The following is a 16,990-nucleotide window of genomic DNA, read 5'->3' as shown; positions in this document are numbered from 1 at the left end:
CGCAACCCTCGACCTGTTTAACGGCACGCAGTCTGAGGCGCCCGCGTAAATTGACCATGAATAATGGCAAAGCGTTGTACTACCGTGGCCTGCTCAGCGATAGAGACATTTTTTATCGTCATCTCAAGCGGAAACGTCTCGCTGTACCCGTCCAGCGTAATTTTTCCGTTGCCTGTCCTGACGTTGTCGAAGGTGATATCCCGGTAATCGGGGATCATCGTGCCGCTGGCGTGCGGATCATAATGCGTATCAATGACCACGGGATTGTCCACATCCTGCATACAAATGTTTTGGTAGCGAACCGCCCGCACCTGCCCACCGCGCGAGCGGTCGCTTTTGATGCGCAGGCCATTGGTCGTGCCGGTTAACGTCAGCCCGTTCACCAGCACATCGCTGACGCCTCGGTTTATTTCACTGCCAATCGACATACCATGACCAGAGCCAAACTGGTTATTCACGATGGAAATATGCAAGGCCGGTGCGTTTCCGGCTTTAATCGCCACATTGTCATCACCGGTACTGATCCGACTGTTGATTAACGTAACATCGCTGGACCCCATAGGATCCACCCCGTCGGTGTTTCGTGCCGTCGCGGGCGTGTCGATGGTGATGCCCCATAGCGTGACGCCCTCACTGTCACTGACAGCCACGTGGAAGTTTGGCGCATTCTTCAGGGTGATCTGATACAGCGTGATATCCCGGGCGTGATCAACCTGGATCAGCCGCGGCGCATTTTGCTTTGCGTCATCACTCTTGGCGCTGGCCGCCAGTTGCCACCAGGTTTGCGTCTTACCGGTGACAGAGGCTCCACCCTGCCCGTCGATCATGCCCTGCCCGTATATTCCGCTACCGCGGACATGACTGAGAGTAATAAACGCCCTGCAACCGTTGCCCTGCGAATCCAGCGTGCCACAGCTTCCGCGCCCGTTATCATACAATCGTGGATCCGGAAGCGCGCGCAACACCGCTCCCTTATCAATGCCCAGACTGACACCCGAAGGCAAAGACAGTGGCCCGCTATAAAATACCTTCGCACGGGTTGAGGGTACTAACAGCACCATTTTGCCGGGCGGGCAGCTATCCAGCGCCTGTTGAATAGTCTGACTGACATTATATTGATCCATGGCCGGGATACGCTGGCAGACCGGCGGATAAACCGGTTGTGTTACCGCTCGTCGATCGCCCATTTGTGCCTGAGCAGTAAAACTGATCGCCAGGCCAACAATCATGGCTAACAGAACAAAGGGAGAGCGATACATCGTCACAATCGGGTCAGTCATAGTGAAAGGGGCGACAGAGGGACAGGCCTTCACAATACGCAAGTCCTTCCTGGCAGGTAAAGCAGAAAAATGAGCCCGTCGCCGGAAGTGGTCAAAATGTTAAATTGATGCGCAGGGGTCAGCGAAATAAAAGCGGGATGGCTTCGTTTTCCCCTTTGAAATGCCGCCGTCCACAGCCTGGATACAGAGGATTTTGACCTTTATTCGCCCAAGGGATGGGTTTGACAGCACCAGGGCCAGTGCTACGCTTCTTGTCATATAACCGACTGATTTTTGGCGGCCTTCGCGAGGCCGGGCGGCCATTAAACGCTGAGGTATTGATGCATGATGCTCAGAAAACCCCGTATTAAGGAAAATATAAAAAACCTTAATTTTGAATATCAGTTTAGTCGTGCAGGGTTTATTTTACTGACAAGTATTGTTGTGGCGGCAGTGCTGGGGTTATTTTCTAACGGCCTGTTTAGCGAGCAGCACCTGCAGAATAAAACGCACACCTTACGTCTCGATTACGATCGGTTTGGCCGCCTGACCAGCGAAAACGAAATCAAAGTCTCCATCAAAGAGCTCAACGCACCGGACTATATTCTCAGCTTTGGAAAAACGTTTCTGGACGAATTTCAGATTGGCAGCATTAAACCTCAGCCTGACCGGATGTACAGCGAAAAGGGTTATGTCTACCTGGTCTATAACCACGCCGACAAACAGCCGACCTTCTCAGTCTGGCTGGCCCTTACCCCAAGGAAGCCGGGCGCTTTTAGTAATACCCTGCAGGTCAACAATGAACCCGAAATCCATTTCAGCCAGTTTATTTATCCGTAGGTAACCTTTATGGAAATGGTCCTCAGAGCCGCTGCGATATACCTGATCCTCCTCCTTGTGTTCAAAATAGCCGGGCGAAGAGCCCTGCTCCAGATGACCAGTTTTGATCTGATCCTGCTCCTCATCATCAGTGAGGCAACCCAACAGGCGCTGCTGGGAAGCGACTTCTCCGTCACCGGCGCAATGATCACCATTATCACACTGATAGTGATGGATATGCTGTTTGGTTACATCAAGAGGAAACACAAAGGGTTTGAACAACTGATTGATGGCAGCCCGGCCATTCTGGTTGAAAACGGCCAGCCTTTTCCCGATAAGATGAAAAAAGTGAACGTCAGCGAGGATGATATTTTGCTGGTCGCGCGACAAAATCATGGGCTGTGCGAACTCGATGAAATTCGCTATGCCATTCTGGAAAGTAACGGGCAGATTTCGATTATTCCTGCTGAGAAATGAAACCCGTTTAATCCGCACCTGGCCATGGCGGCATTTCATCATGTGAGAAACGACACAAGGACCGAAAAGTCAGATACGGGTCACGCATAGCCTGTATAAAATGCGTCAGAAGAGAATTCAGTGACGGCAGGAGGAGATGGGCGGTCTTGGAAAGCTATGACGATATCTATCGGCGCCTCAAAAATGAGGGCTATGAAGCCTGGACAGGAAGCGGCTTTTCGCGAGCCCGTCAGCGGCTCAGCGAGGTGCTTTATGAGCTTGAAGAAGCAGCATGGCTTCCTGACAAAGGGACTGTTCTTGAGCTCGGATGTGGCAATGGTGCCATGGCATCACATTATTTTGCCCGACAATCATTCATCGTTTACGGGGTCGATATCTCAGACGTGGCGATTTGCTGGGCCCGGGAACGCTTCAGGGAAGCAGGTCTGGTCGGTCATTTTAACCAAGGCAACGTATGCGACCTTTCTCTCTATAACGATGCTCAGTTCGATGTCATCGTTGACGGCAGCTGCTTTCATTGTCTGGTGGGAACACAACGTACATATTGCCTTAAAGCCGTGCGCCGTGTACTGGCCTGTGACGGCGCGTTAATTATCAGCAGCATGTGTGGTTCGCCTAAACAAATAAGCGAATCTCTGCGTTATGACCCTGGACAGCACCTGTTACTGAAAGACGGCATTCCCTGGCGCACGCTGAAACCGCTGGACGACCTGACCGCAGAAATCACAGCAGCCGGTTTTAACATCCGTTATTTTTCAGTTAATCAGAATTCGTGGTGGGATCATGCAACGCTTGTGTGCCACAAGGCTTCCAGTTAGTGCAGCCCGTCATCGTATTGGTGCGGATTGCCCTTACCCGAATACTTACCGCTTTTTGCCCGACGCGGTTGGCAGTTCAATGCCAACAAAACGCCTGTAGACCGTCGGCCTTAAAATACCTTTAAAGATGGCGTAAAAAAAGAGGCATACAAAGCATGCCTCATAGTGTAGTAACAGGTTAATCAGACCGTAAATAAGCCGGGCTGAGAAACAAACATGCTGAGATTAGTTGGCTGCGCGCTCTTTTTTAATCTTATCTGCGTACTCAATAACTTCTTCGCCGGTCTTACCGGCCAGTGCGCCTTTGATCTTTTTATCAATCAGCGCGCGTCCACCTTCATCACCGCTCCCCGCCTGCATCAGCTCTTTCATACTGACCTGGCTGAAGGCGACAACCTGAATAGCATCGTTAAACGCGGCGCGCTTATCCTCTGCAAGTGACTCCCGAACTTTTTGAAGCGATGTCTGAAAAGCCTCTTCGGAAGAACCATCGATCTTAGGCTCTCCACATCCAGTGAGGACGAATGCTAACAAAACGACTGCGATTGCTTTTTTCATATGGGTTTTATCCTAAAAAAATTCTTATCAATCGTAAGTTTTTGTAGCAGTTTAATAAAGCTTTTTTATTAACACTTACTGACTGATTACTACCTAAACGCCGCTACACGTTTGTTACGTTGAGTTTTCAGATAAACGACAAAAGAGGGTAACGTGTAGATTCGTCGATGGATAAAAGGGGGAGATGCCAGGTCCACCGGCTGCCAGTCAAAACTGTTCATGCAAGTTTACTGAGTATTAAACATGTCTGAAGACAGCTTAAGACCTGTCCGAAGTATGCCAGACATTGCAATACATGAATGAAAACAGTTAACGAAGTCATCGGCACATTTTCTGATTTTGAATTAATACATTTTTTTGGGCGCATTGAGTAATACCTTTCTTTCCGGCCACAGGAAACCTTGCCCGTACTGCGCATGTGTAAGCAGAATACGTTGTCTTTCTTGCTGCGTTTCAATACCTTCAACCAGAATCTGTGGGTAAATTACAGAAGCTTTTGAGATGAGGGCAACGATTCTGCCTGAATCTTTAATTTCATTTCGGTCAATTTTTATCCCATTTACTTGTAAAGGCATCCTGCTGATTAAAGGGATAAGCGTAGAAGTGACATCATCCAACCAGATACGCCATCCTGCCTGTCTGAGAACATCAACGCCTTTTTTAAAAGCGGTAAGCTCATCCCAAGAAAGGTGGGGCAGGTTTTCGGGATCCTGAACCTCCAAAATAATACGATTATCATGATTTATGTTTACAAGTTGCTTAATCTTATGGGTATTACAAAATATCTTCACGGGTAAATTAAGCCAGTACTCACCAGGAAATTTTGCTAAATATTCCATCTGCCATAGAAATAAAGAAAAAACCTTACCAGAAGACAGTTGTGAGAACCATTTTTCAGGGTTACTGTTTTTGATGCTTGACAATACTTCACAAGCAATAATCTCTCCAGTTTTGAGAGCAACAAGAGGTTGGAATCTGATTCCCTCAACATCACTAAGCATTTAAGGCCCATAGTTTTTGATAAATTAATTATGAAAGAGATTTTTTCATTTCCCACCCGAATGATCACAAATAAATCTTTTATCTTTCGGCCAGCGTCCATGAGCCTCATTACAGAGATAACGGTACTGCGAAGGCTGCTGAAGAAGCGCTATTCTAATCATGCTGTTATAAATATTTGGATCATTATGAGTTTTTAAGAAATCGTCTGCCCATTTTTGAAAAGCATACAGCAGTGTGAGATCGCGATCTTTATTAAATCTTAAAAGCAGAGCCACATGATAATCAAAATCAACGCGTGCTCGCTGGCTATAGCGATTTGGAAAGGCCGACATCGTTTTTACGGGCTCTACCACAAATGCCTGCAGGCCATTTTTTTCAATTTGTGTCAACTTTTGCTGCGTTATCAAACCGGTGAACGAAAAATAAATCATAAAAAGGGACAATGATCCCCAAAAAATTCTTGCCCGTAAAAATCTCGGTTTTATTTGCACTCCATTCTTCATTATTTCTTCTTTAACAGGTGATGCAGCCACGCCAGCAGCGAGCAGTAATAGCACTATTACCAGAGCATAAGCTGCCGACTGATAAAGAGGATATTCCAGATTCATATGTACTGCTACAGGCAATAAAAACGCCACACCATACCACTTTAGTGACCCTCGTTCCCATAGTTGCCTGATGACACCAGCAACGATTAGCACTCCCCCACACAGAGCGATGACTCCACCTTCTACCCAGGCAAAAAGTAATTCGTTGTGAGGATGCGTTACCGTAGCGGCTTCAAGACCGGGCCAGACAGTCGAGGCCAGTTGACCAAAAACCGCCTCAAAGCTGCCATAACCCTGCCCTGTAATAGGTGACTGCATGATTAATTCTGTTGTCAACCGCATCATATAAAAACGGGCGCTATTCGATGAGGTTTTAACGATAACGGGCAGAAGCGGGCCAGGGAAAAAAATGGGTAAAACATACAGGATGAAAAGCCCGCATCCAGTGCCTGTCAGCAACAGTATAAGAGCAGTATAAGATCTGGTACGTTTTTCTGTGAACCCCTTCCACAGAACAATACCTGCACCGCCAATGACACCAATAAAAGCGGCTCGGGATTGAAGCACGACGATTATGCCCGCCAGTAATGCGATACTAAAACCATAATAATAACGTAATATCGTTTTCTGTTCTGTTTTATTCCTGTTAAAAACGAATAACAGACATACCAGACCTGTTGCCAAAAAAGAAGAAAGCACATTAACTTGCTGAAAACTTCCGTAAGGCCTTTCACCCGGCGAAAAAATCAATTGTAGAATGACTTAACCAGCCTGGAGTAAACACGCATTCACAATGACATGCAAAAATAAGTAACGAGATTTTAATCGGTAGGATAACGTGTGATTAAGGGTTAAATAGAGAAAAATTAATACAATCAGAGCAACAACTCGTGGCAAAGCATTTTGAAACCAATCAAGATCTCGGGTAAGAAAAAGGGGGAAACACCATAAAATCACGCCCAATAAAATCACTCTCTCTCCGCCTGAAAGCGAGGATATTTTGACCCCTTCAAATTGTTTAGAAAAAGCACAAAACAATAAAACAAGAGCGATAACAAGCCATGTCAATAAATTTTGCGGCAGTGAAAGTCCTGAACCGCCGCTATTAGGCAAAACATATAAGAATCCACCACACAACCAACACATGATAACACCTGATATATACATATGTATTTTAGGCATCATCTTTTTATTAGTTAAAACTTTCATAGTATTTATCGCAGGATGCGTTCTTATAAGAAAAATAAATTTATAAAATCAATCTTCTGACATAACAACCACAGAACTGGCACTAAAAGCACCTAATCGAATATCCTTGACCTTTACGTCTGGATTGCGGAAAAGATAAAACCTCACGGTTTTTTCATGAATACCATTTTGATAAACAGTGCTTATGCTCTGTGCGTCCTCCTGCGCAAAGTGTCCATCAATATAAGGAACAATTTCGACGCCGCTGGAGGATGTATAGATAGTACGATATTTCCCTACCATTGAATTATGCAGAACCTCCATTTTTAAAGAGATACCCGCGTCACGCGTACAGGTAACAGGGATATTAATCTCTTTATAAATTGCGGCAGGATCTTCTGGGCTGGTAGTTAGATCTGTTCTTGTAACATTCCCGAAACGAACATGAATATCTCTGCCCCGGTTAATGTAACAGGTCGCTGCTTCGACCGGTAGTGGTACACCGTCACTGCATGAATAAGATTCATTGGGATCGACATAATAAGCATTATCCGTGCCATCCATATTTTGCAACGCAACACAAAATGATGCTGATGGCTGATTTTGTAATGCACTGGCAGCCCCACCAAAGTTAGGCTTCGATTTGGATATCGTTTTAGTTGTATTGAGAGTGTTAGTTGTCCGTGTATGCAATTGAAAATTAGCTGTTGAAATTGTACATTTTACTGCCTTTTTGCTCTGACAAAAAAACAACACTGCATTATAGTTTCCACTATACTGTGGATAAACTTTGTAGCCGTCTAATTCAGTGACATGGTTAGTCCCTGTGGGCATAGACCATCCTTCACCTATCAAAAATCCGGATTCAAGCCCTTCCTGAGTTGGATGGCAGTCGCCAAAACCCAGCAAACCATCCGTCATATGTTTTGATCCCTTAGGACAACTTTTGGGTAAAGGAATGCCTTTAACATTCGCCAGGGAAGTAACAGGAAGCCCAATGAGTAAAAGAAAAATTATTCCTGAAAGGTATTTTAAATAGTAATGCTTAATCATATACCACCGTCATGCTGGCAGAACCGGAAAAGTCATCGCCTTCCAGTGTTTTGGTTAACTGTTTAACTAATATTACTTCGAGTTGAGGCGGTGAAGCCAAATTAACCCTTTTTTTCTCATGAATCGTCATTGGTGCACCGTCCATCAGAATTTGCATTCCTAAGCCATTAATGCTGGTTTCAATCGTTTTTTCATCATCGAATCCGGCAGCTTTATTACCTTCTAATTTAAAAAAAACGTTATAGCCCGGCGTAGCATCCGAGCAAATAAATTCATACCGCAACGATTTTTTATATTTCCCGGATGAGATTTTATTGGGATCTACCGCATCAAATACAACATCCATAGATTCGTTGTTATTAATGATGCACCAGGGAGAAGTATCGAGTCTGGTCTGCATTAATACAAATGCGGAAAAACCACAAGATCCCGTTACTTCACCATTATCATCTACCTCGCTCTGACAACCATCATTACTACCGTCGTAAAAGGCTAACGCAAAATGAGAGGATATGCATACTATGAGTATGGCAATTGAAAAGAATATCCTGTTTTTTTTCATATTATTGAACACATTAATTAGGTTGGACAATCACATTGACGACGGCAAATAATGACATATTATCCTCTAAGTCAGCACCATACGGATCCAACTGAATTAACTGAAACGCCATACCTGTATTTTTTCCTACACGCATCCAATGAGGCCGCTGTGTGGTCACAGGATTTCCATTAAACAAAAGTTGTAAACCTAAAGATTTTACATACTTGAATAGAGGGAGAGACAGTAGACTCATTACACTGTTTTTTTGTCCCTTGACGGTACCGTAGACAGGATACACCTGAACCAGCATGTAACTTTCCAGTGCCAGTTCGCCAGTGCAGGTAAATTCGACGTTGAAATTTTTACGATATTTTCTGTCTAATATATAGCGGCCATTGTATGATCTAAATACCACTTCACCAAAATTATAATTATAGACGTTATCATTTTCGATAAGACCGCTTAGTGCATCACCAGGTCCGGGATTAAGTCCTTCAACGTTAAAATAGCACATGCCGGGATCGGTAACGATATTGCCATCAAAATAAATATTAGTTTTAAACGTTTCACCAGCATTAGCATCAAAAGCATAAAAAAAGACACATAACGCAGCCATCATCAAAGTCGAATTCATTTTCTTTAGAGAGGTGTTTAACATCATTCATACCTCAAAGTGAAGTTTGCTGTTGCTGTGAAATCACCAAGCATTACAGTTTTATTTTTTACCGCCTGAGGTTCACCTTGTATATAAGCACCCAATACGAAAAAAACATCATCATTATTGACAGAGCCCCGAACAGGCGAATGACTGTTAATTAAAACGGGGGAACCATTAACACCCCCGGACTTTAAACCTATTGCAATGCCTTCGGCCTGCCCGGATATATGAAGAAAACCAGGAAGTGTTTCACTTTCTACTCCACTGAAATCTATGGTCAATTCATTCCCCGGCTGGCAATTTTTCGCAGTGATAGTAAATTCTTTTGCTAAATCAGGCGAGTATGAATAAATGTCTTTTACGTTCACCTCTGAAAAATCAACCAGATGATCTTCACTAGCATCAATAACTTCACAGGTCGATATAACAAGTTTTCCTGAAACATTGATATTATCAATGTCAACAAATTCATCACTTGCAGAAGTCTTTACAGATAATAAAAAACCCGCAGTAAAAAGAATGATAATTGCAATAATTTTTAAGTGACGATAAATAAACATGTTATTCATAATCGACCTTGAAATTGGCTACCGCCCAAAAATCACCAAATAAAACTTGTGATTTCGTTTTAACGACCGATACAAAAAAAACAAACCGCTCTGTTTTATGAGAGATAAAGTACTTACCGCCCCGCTGATTTAATGAGACCATATTCATATCTTTGTCGCTTATTTTTAACGCAATCCCTTTGGCCCCCTGTACTTTCAGCAACGAAGTGAAGTCGTCATCAGCTAATCCTGAAAATGTAATCGTGGCTAATGGTTCTATATATGAAAACAGGTTTTTTTTCCCAGGCATCTCTGATTGATCTTTAAATGAACGATAACAATCAGTCAGCCGGATACTAAACCTTACTGGTGTCGTCTCACTTCCTGGCTCTTCAAGCTCAGCCACATTTAATACACCTAAATCAATTTGTTGTAAAACCGAATTAAGATCCAGACGGCACGCGCCTTCGCTTAGTAAACCGTTCACAACAATTTGGCCATGCTCTCCCTCCACCTGCCAGGTATCATCTACTTTCGATGTGGCACTTACAAAAAATGAAGAAAGAATAAGACAACCAGCATAACACCCGGGTACTAGTCTACTTTTTAGATGTCTCAGGAGAACGTTGAACAAAATATTTAACCTGCTTTCTGCTCGGTGACCTTACAAGCATTACCTGAGCAACTAAAAATTAATTTTGGTCTTCCCCCCCAGTCGTTTATGTAAGTCAATACGGGTTGGGCTCCTAATTTTGCCGCACTCATTTCAACTATTTCGCTACTTTTCGGTGCAATCATTACCGATTTAAAATCATTGTTACTGGCAGCGTTATTAGCACTCATGTTGACTATCGTAATATAGTATCCCGTTGGATTGATAATACGGTAACGGTCGCCTTCACGACGCAATGTTAATGCTGTCTGAGGTACATCTCCACTTGCTAACTTAAGTGCCTCTGGTCGGTAAAACATTTTTATACGTGTTTGCAATGCAATCTGCAGCGTATTCGGTTTTTTGCTTTTAGGAGGAATTTCCCGGACATTAAAATAGTAAAGTGACTCTCTGTCTTGAGGATGTGAACTTCCCGCCATGGTCTGTACTTTGATTTGACCTTTTGAATTGGGTTCAATACGTTGCAAAGGGGGGAGCGCAATAAACTCGTTTTCAAGTTTTTTGCCCGAATCATCTTCAACCCATGACTGTGCCAGATAAGGGGCTTCTTTATTGTGATTAGTAATCGTTAATGTCTCAGATTTTTTATCGCCGTTAATAATCAGACGCGTGCGATCGAGTCCTACAGCAGCATTTGCTGCAGGAATAGTCATCACCATGATTGACGTTATAAAACGCAATAGAAACTTTCTGTTGTTCGTAAGCATATAAACCTCTAATTTAGCAATTCACAGGAAGTAATGTTTAAAGGCGTTTAAAAATAGTGGTTTTGCGTTAACGCAAGCCAATAATAAACATTACTCATTAATACAAGGCAGTAATAAGCTAGCAGTCTTTTCGTCTGGTTTTTCAGGAAGAATAAAGATACATCGTTCTTTGCCGTTCCAGCTTACATCCATTTTTCCACCCGGTTTCATACCAGATAGCCAGACTCTTCCGTTTTCAGCAATGATACCCGTCTGGATTTTATCTTCATTTTTTACCATCGCACCAAAAGGCGGAACAGAACCATCTTCGAGTTTGACGATAGCCATTCCTTTTTGTCCGGCTAAAATACCAAATTTGCGATACCCGATAGCGCCCTTAGTCAGGGTATCTTCAACAACAGAACGCGTCGCTTCAACATCATCTGGTAATTCATCCAGATCGATATTAACGTTGCTGCGATAGTAACTATTTATGTCTGTTACCACGGCCTTACCAAAGTAATTGGTTTTGACATCGTTTCCGCCCCCGGAGACAGCAACATCACTGATCCCTGCCGTATCTACCATCAGTCGGGTGCCATCAACACCGGATGAGCGGTGGAGTGCTGCGCCTTGTGCTGTTGCTGTCATTCCCCCTTCTACAGACAGACCCAGTGTACGATATCCATTATTTTCAAATCCGGCGGAGGCAGTCATTTCAGCTATACTGCCCGTGTAGTCGAGATAGCCATTAATCGAATGTTCACCATCCGAAGACGTGCCAATATCGACGTTGTAATCACTGTTATCGCCAAGGTTGTCACGCCAACCCACGTTTTGGCTTTGCGTCCCGCCTGAAGTTTGACCACTGTAGGACAAGGTACCTTCGCCAAAAGGCAGAGACAGACTTAAATAAACACCATCGTCATTAGTGTGATCATATTGTGTTCGATAGCCGGTGAGACTCAGACTGGCATTTTTGAAGCGACCCATATCAAAATTGCTGGAAAGTGAAAGATTCCATGTATCACTCGCAGCACGCTCCCAATAAGTTTGGTGGTTATAACTCAGGTATATTCCTGCATTAAGCTTTCTGAGTTGTTTTGCAATGGTAATGGTATATAACTCTTTACCCTTTCCCGGATTACTGTAAGCCGACGTTCTTGAGCTTAAAAACTGTGACATCGTCATATAGTTGCGGTCAGAAAACCGATAGCCTGCAAAGGTAATTTGACTATCATAATCATCAAACCGTTTGGAATAACTTAAACGGTAAGAGTTTCCTTTTCGGGTAACATGTTCATTTAATTTAGCCCGCGCTGAGGTGACATCCAGAGAAAGGGCGCCTAATGCTAATAAGTCTCGTCCCATACCTGCCGCAACGGTCAGGTAATCATTGGCAAAAAGCCCACCACCATAGACTGACCAGCCATTTGAGATCCCCCACGACAGTTCACCCGTAGCAAAATGAATATTTTGTGTGTGGTGTTCGTAATCCGATGGCTTACCTATTGCCAGTTTATAACGCACACTCCCTGGCCTGGTCAGGTAGGGAATCGTCGCAGTATCGACCTGAAATGTACGTCTGGTGCCATCCTGTTCCTGAATAGTGACATCCAGTTTGCCCATTACCGCATTATTGAGATCCTGAATGCGGAATGGCCCGGATGCTACTGTCGTTTCATAAATAACGCTGCCCTGCTGACTTACTGTTACTTTAGCGTTGCTTTTGGCCACGCCCACAACTTCTGGCGCATAGCCCCGTAAGTTTGGAGCAAGTTGCGCATCATCCGACGTTAAACTGGCACCTGTAAAACGAAATGAGTCAAATATCGTTGAGGGTAAATAAGATTCCCCTACTATCAGTTCAGACTTGAGCGATTTGATGGCGCGAAAAATATAAAACCGGTCCCATTTGAAATTTTTCCTTAAAGTACCATCTTTACCAGATTCACGTTCATAATCGCCCTGCCAGTTTGCGCGTAAGCGCCAGGGGCCTATGTTAAATCCTGCCACCCCATTACCGCTTAATGACTGTGCATCCGAACTAGATTTCGACTGAGTGTGTCTCGCATTCAAGTAGTAATCCAGAATAAATCCCGGTATGCCGTCATCCCAGCGAGAAGGTGGCTCCCAGTTTTCAGAAGTATATTCCAGCAGAGACTGCGGTATATTAATTTTTAATATACCCGACCCCAAATCAGGCGTGACTGTCATGCCCGGCAATGAATCTACGTCCAGACACTGGCCATCCTGCCACCAGCCTGCTTTTCTTATTTCATTTTCTTTAAAACCAAAGCGGCTGACTAAATCAGGAGAAAGGCACGCTAAAGAATCATCAGGTTTATCTTGAGGGGATAAGTAGCTAACTTTTTCCTCTGGAAATTCAGATTTATTAACAACAACATTGAATAGATATTCACCCGGCATCAAATAACCCGCGCGTGAGAATCGATTAATATCGACTTCATTACGTTCTTTAACGTCGAGCACGTCAATATTAAATTCCACCTCATCGCTGGCCGCGATAACACTTTCAGACATAAAACATGCGATGAATACGGCAAAGGCGACAGGACAAATGGATAACGTGAGATTGCGATTTTTATAATTCTGATTTCTCATAATATTTTATGTCAGGGAAAAAATTAGTAATAATCAACTTTGAAACGCACAACAGCACGGAATTTCCCCGAATGCATATGGTGCGCATCTCCAACAATCCTCATTTGATAATCGAGTGTTTGTCTGCCTTGCGTGAGCTGACCAAATGGCATCGGTTTACCTGGAAAAGCATAATTACCAGCCATGTCTTTAATTTCGATGCCTATACCGCTGGCACCACTGACACCAAATAATTTTCCATCGGGGATTCCATCAAAAGTCACCTGGAAGTGGGTTTTATCTCCGCCAGTGGTATTGGAATCAAAAAGCGAGCAATGAATAAGATGAATAGAAAAATTTCTGGTGAAGCCTGCGCCATCATGAATGAGTTCACCTGTCGTTAACGCTGGTATGTCAATAAGCTGCTCTCTGTCATTGACTTCTATGGCACAGGGAGCATCAAGAATGCTGCCTTGCATACCGACAACACCCTGTCCATGTTCCTGCGAGTGGCAAATTCCAGATTCAGGCACGCATAATGTCAGTATGAAAGGCAGCATCCATAAAAATTTTTTCAATATTATTTCCATAAAAGATGCCTTTCCTGAAAAGGCATGAGCAGATCACGCTGCTCATGCAATCGAAGGCTAATGTATAATATTAACGTTCGCTTTCTGTCTTATTTATAAGCCAGAGTAAAGTTTGCTACAGAGGTGAAATCACCTGGGACAATAGTTGCGGAAGCACCGTCGCCCTGCAGGTATGCAGAAAATGCCAGGGTGTTAGTCCCATCCTGAATATCATGTGCAGGTGAAGCCTCACCCAGTTTGATGATCTGACCGGCACCATTGGTGATAGCAATTGATGCACCACTGGCCGTACCTGTAATACCTAACAGATCTTTATTACCTGCAGAAGCTGCACCGGTAAATGTTGCCGTTACGCTGTTAGAGGTTGCTGTATCGCACTGTTCAAGCTTGATGCTGAATGCTTTAGGTGCTGATTTTCCGCCATTTTTCAGCGCAGCATTGGTCACTTCACCTAAATCCACAGTCTGATTTGCAGACTCTGCAGTGATCGAACAAGGTGCATCAACAATTGAACCTTTGAAGTTGATTTCGCCATGACCCTGGTCAGCTGCAGTAGCGCCAAATGCAACCATCATTGCACACAGTCCGATTGATTTAACCGCTTTATTCAATTTCATTACAACAATCCCTTAAACTTAGATTTTTTATAATGCGAAATACGCATTCATCGCTCATACGCTTAATGAAAAGCATGGTTGCAGAAGAGAACCTATGTGCTTCTGAACGGAATAAATAATAATACCGACCTGAATTAATCAGCCAGAAAAAATCATGCAAACTATAACAACGAGATATTTACTCATCTTGCTCCACACCCAAATTAAACATAAAGATAATAAAACCAAACAAAAGCATATAAGAAGTACAAAATATCGCACACGGTTACATTAATAGCGTTTTATTAAGTTAAAAACCTTTTAAAATAGCTCAAAAAACCAATCAAAAGACAATCGCGGCATAGTTATCGACTTATTTATTATTAGTGAAAAAAAATACAAAAGAGACGGAACCCACTTTTTCTTTAAAACTTACACAAACTCCCGGCAAAGGGTAATTTCATGCACCCATTAATTTATTATTAAAATAATGCCTTATGCAACTGCATCTCAACACTTAAGCACGCTATAAAAACTTTAATGTTATTGCGAGAGGTAATATCAATGGTATTGATGAGATAAATAATAGTTATTAATAACAGTAATAAAACACAGGATTGTTAATTACGGTAAAAGACAGGAAAAAAAAGCCAGCGTTAGCCTGTAACGCTGGCTTTTTTGATGCTGAGGATAAATCGTCAATTACACAAGTGCTAGCGCCCCAAATCCCGCAACTTCTCACCCGCCATCAAATTCTTCTCAATCCGCTCCAGCGTGACATTCTTGGTTTCCGGCACCAGATAAACCGTTATTACGATAAACACCAGATTAAAGCCGGTATAAAGCCAGAACGTGCCCGCCGCGCCAATGCTGCCCAGCAGGGACAGGAAGGTGGCACCGATAATCATGTTTGCCACCCAGTTAGTGGTCGTCGAACAGGTGATACCAAAGTCGCGGCATTTAAGCGGCTGAATCTCAGAGCACAGGATCCAGACAACAGGCGCTGCGCTCATCGCATATCCACCGATACACAACATGGTCATGCCCACAGAAACCCAGGATAACCCATGGCTGATCTCTCCCTGTCCCGCTTTCATCAGGCAATAGCCCAGCACCAGCGTAGCAAACGCCATGACTGAGAAACCAATTTTCAGAATCGGTTTTCTGCCCGCTTTATCTACGGTAAAAACAGCAATAAAAGTGGCAAACATAAAGGTCAGGCCAACAATGACCGTGGCGATCATCTGCTCCTGTGTGCTTTTAAAACCCGCCATTTTAAAAATCTGCGGCGCGTAATACATAATGATGTTCATCCCGGTAAACTGCTGCATGCCCTGTAATAACATGCCCAGAAAGACCGCACGCCTGACGTTCCTGTTGCTTTTAAACAGCGAAAAGCCCCCCTGCTTCATGCGCAGACTTTCCCGAATCTCGTTCAGTTCCTGACGGGCTTTTTCAGACGTATCGCGCAGCATCCGCAAGACATCTTCTGCTTCAACATGCATGCCTTTTGCTGCCAGCCAGCGCGGGCTGTTCGGCAAGAAAATAACCATGACAAACAGTACGACGGCGGGGATAGCCAGGACGCCCAGCATGGCTCGCCAGTTACCGCTGTAGCTAAAAGCCGTATCCGATACAAAAGCCAGTACAATGCCCAATGTAATCATCAGTTGATACAGACTGATCATTTTGCCACGGACGTTTTCGGTTGCCATTTCAGACAGATAAAGCGGTGCGGTATAGGAGGCTACGCCCACAGCCAGGCCCAGCAGGAGGCGAAAGATCAAGAGCATTTCAACGCTGGTTGCACCGGCTGAACCCAGCGATCCAATAGCAAACAGCACTGCGCCCGCCATCAGACTGTATTTGCGGCCAAGACGATGTGATACCCAGCCATTACATACTGCCCCTATTGCAGCACCCAGCATCATGATGCTCACCACCCATTCCTGCTCATGGCTGCTCAGATTAAAGTGATGGGTGAGAAACGGCAGTGCCCCTGAAATCACGCCAATATCCAGTCCAAACAGCAGTCCTGCTAACGCAGCGGAAACAGAGATAAACAGGTTCATACGGCGAACTTTTTGCTTATGTTCGCTTTGAAGATTGAAAGTATTTACATGAGACATCATTAAGCTCCGCTCACACAACATGTAGTGTCCATGCAGCATATAAAGCAGAGACAGCGGGCGATGAGGGCAAATAAGGTCTGGATATGGACGATTTTACTGATCTCACTCTAAGTGTGATGGAGATCTCATCGACAGAGTGAGCGTCTGTTTTTCGTTTTATGACGTAATATTGCTACACGTCTTTTCTGGCGATAATGTGTAAAACAATCCATTGATGGGCCGCTTAATGCGGCGGAC

18 protein-coding genes are annotated in these 16,990 nt (G+C 44.0%); 3 read left to right on the top strand and 15 right to left on the bottom strand.

Features of this window, described 5'->3' with window-relative positions:
* Positions 1–17: 17 nt before the first annotated feature.
* A complete protein-coding gene (locus C7434_RS01330; protein ID WP_133745301.1) occupies positions 18–1,280 on the bottom strand; it encodes a glycosyl hydrolase family 28 protein in 1,263 nt (420 codons plus the stop codon).
* A 324-nt stretch (positions 1,281–1,604) separates the two neighbouring features.
* Between C7434_RS01330 and C7434_RS01325 the strand changes: the two genes are divergently transcribed.
* The 3 genes from C7434_RS01325 (at position 1,605) to C7434_RS01315 (ending at position 3,373) form a co-directional block, all read left to right on the top strand.
* Positions 1,605–2,099: a hypothetical protein gene (locus C7434_RS01325; RefSeq protein WP_054688007.1), complete on the top strand. Its 495-nt coding sequence runs from the start codon at positions 1,605–1,607 to the stop codon at positions 2,097–2,099.
* A 9-nt stretch (positions 2,100–2,108) separates the two neighbouring features.
* Positions 2,109–2,555: a YetF domain-containing protein gene (locus C7434_RS01320; RefSeq protein ID WP_033737433.1), complete on the top strand. Its 447-nt coding sequence runs from the start codon at positions 2,109–2,111 to the stop codon at positions 2,553–2,555.
* A gap of 146 nt (positions 2,556–2,701) precedes the next feature.
* Entirely contained in the window at positions 2,702–3,373 is a 672-nt protein-coding gene (locus tag C7434_RS01315; RefSeq protein ID WP_033737430.1) for a class I SAM-dependent methyltransferase, read from the top strand.
* Positions 3,374–3,598: 225 nt separating this feature from the next.
* Here the strand turns inward: C7434_RS01315 and C7434_RS01310 are convergent, their stop codons facing one another.
* The 14 genes from C7434_RS01310 to C7434_RS01245 all read right to left on the bottom strand — a co-directional run bounded on the left by C7434_RS01310 (position 3,599) and on the right by C7434_RS01245 (position 16,753).
* Complete coding sequence (locus tag C7434_RS01310) at positions 3,599–3,931, bottom strand: DUF6694 family lipoprotein (RefSeq protein ID WP_033737428.1); 333 nt, start codon at positions 3,929–3,931, stop codon at positions 3,599–3,601.
* Positions 3,932–4,275: 344 nt separating this feature from the next.
* A complete protein-coding gene (locus C7434_RS01305; protein WP_033737426.1) occupies positions 4,276–4,932 on the bottom strand; it encodes an EAL domain-containing protein in 657 nt (218 codons plus the stop codon).
* A gap of 45 nt (positions 4,933–4,977) precedes the next feature.
* Complete coding sequence (locus C7434_RS01300; RefSeq protein WP_133745073.1) at positions 4,978–6,180, bottom strand: O-antigen ligase family protein; 1,203 nt, start codon at positions 6,178–6,180, stop codon at positions 4,978–4,980.
* A gap of 63 nt (positions 6,181–6,243) precedes the next feature.
* Positions 6,244–6,690: a hypothetical protein gene (locus C7434_RS01295; RefSeq protein WP_133745072.1), complete on the bottom strand. Its 447-nt coding sequence runs from the start codon at positions 6,688–6,690 to the stop codon at positions 6,244–6,246.
* Between the two features lie 48 nt (positions 6,691–6,738).
* Complete coding sequence (locus tag C7434_RS01290) at positions 6,739–7,722, bottom strand: hypothetical protein (protein WP_033737423.1); 984 nt, start codon at positions 7,720–7,722, stop codon at positions 6,739–6,741.
* Entirely contained in the window at positions 7,715–8,284 is a 570-nt protein-coding gene (locus C7434_RS01285; protein ID WP_133745071.1) for a fimbrial protein, read from the bottom strand. Before C7434_RS01285 ends, C7434_RS01290 begins: the two co-directional genes overlap by 8 nt.
* 13 nt (positions 8,285–8,297) lie before the next feature.
* The gene (locus tag C7434_RS01280; protein ID WP_226374642.1) at positions 8,298–8,927 is read right to left on the bottom strand and encodes a hypothetical protein; all 630 of its coding nucleotides are present in this window, start codon (positions 8,925–8,927) and stop codon (positions 8,298–8,300) included.
* Positions 8,924–9,493, bottom strand: coding sequence for a fimbrial protein (locus tag C7434_RS01275; RefSeq protein WP_050504786.1), 570 nt, complete (start codon positions 9,491–9,493; stop codon positions 8,924–8,926). The genes C7434_RS01280 and C7434_RS01275 overlap by 4 nt, the downstream gene beginning before the upstream one ends.
* Entirely contained in the window at positions 9,486–10,106 is a 621-nt protein-coding gene (locus C7434_RS01270) for a fimbrial protein (protein WP_226374641.1), read from the bottom strand. The genes C7434_RS01275 and C7434_RS01270 overlap by 8 nt, the downstream gene beginning before the upstream one ends.
* Before the next feature lie 5 nt (positions 10,107–10,111).
* On the bottom strand, positions 10,112–10,852 hold the full coding sequence (locus tag C7434_RS01265; protein WP_033738770.1) for a fimbria/pilus periplasmic chaperone: 741 nt from the start codon (positions 10,850–10,852) through the stop codon (positions 10,112–10,114).
* 90 nt (positions 10,853–10,942) lie between these two features.
* Positions 10,943–13,456 (bottom strand): outer membrane usher protein, encoded by a 2,514-nt coding sequence (locus C7434_RS01260; protein WP_133745070.1) that lies wholly within the window; start codon positions 13,454–13,456, stop codon positions 10,943–10,945.
* 23 nt (positions 13,457–13,479) lie between these two features.
* Positions 13,480–14,025: a fimbrial protein gene (locus tag C7434_RS01255; RefSeq protein ID WP_158281340.1), complete on the bottom strand. Its 546-nt coding sequence runs from the start codon at positions 14,023–14,025 to the stop codon at positions 13,480–13,482.
* 89 nt (positions 14,026–14,114) lie between these two features.
* Entirely contained in the window at positions 14,115–14,642 is a 528-nt protein-coding gene (locus C7434_RS01250) for a fimbrial protein (RefSeq protein WP_033738765.1), read from the bottom strand.
* Positions 14,643–15,334: 692 nt separating this feature from the next.
* The gene (locus C7434_RS01245) at positions 15,335–16,753 is read right to left on the bottom strand and encodes a sugar porter family MFS transporter (protein WP_072209526.1); all 1,419 of its coding nucleotides are present in this window, start codon (positions 16,751–16,753) and stop codon (positions 15,335–15,337) included.
* Between the last annotated feature and the right edge of the window lie 237 nt (positions 16,754–16,990).

This window comes from Pantoea sp. PNA 14-12 (assembly GCF_004364735.1).
Taxonomy (GTDB): Bacteria; Pseudomonadota; Gammaproteobacteria; order Enterobacterales; family Enterobacteriaceae; genus Pantoea; species Pantoea stewartii.
The sequence above is the reverse complement of the archived record's forward strand: the minus strand, read 5'-3'. Positions and strand labels throughout refer to the sequence as shown.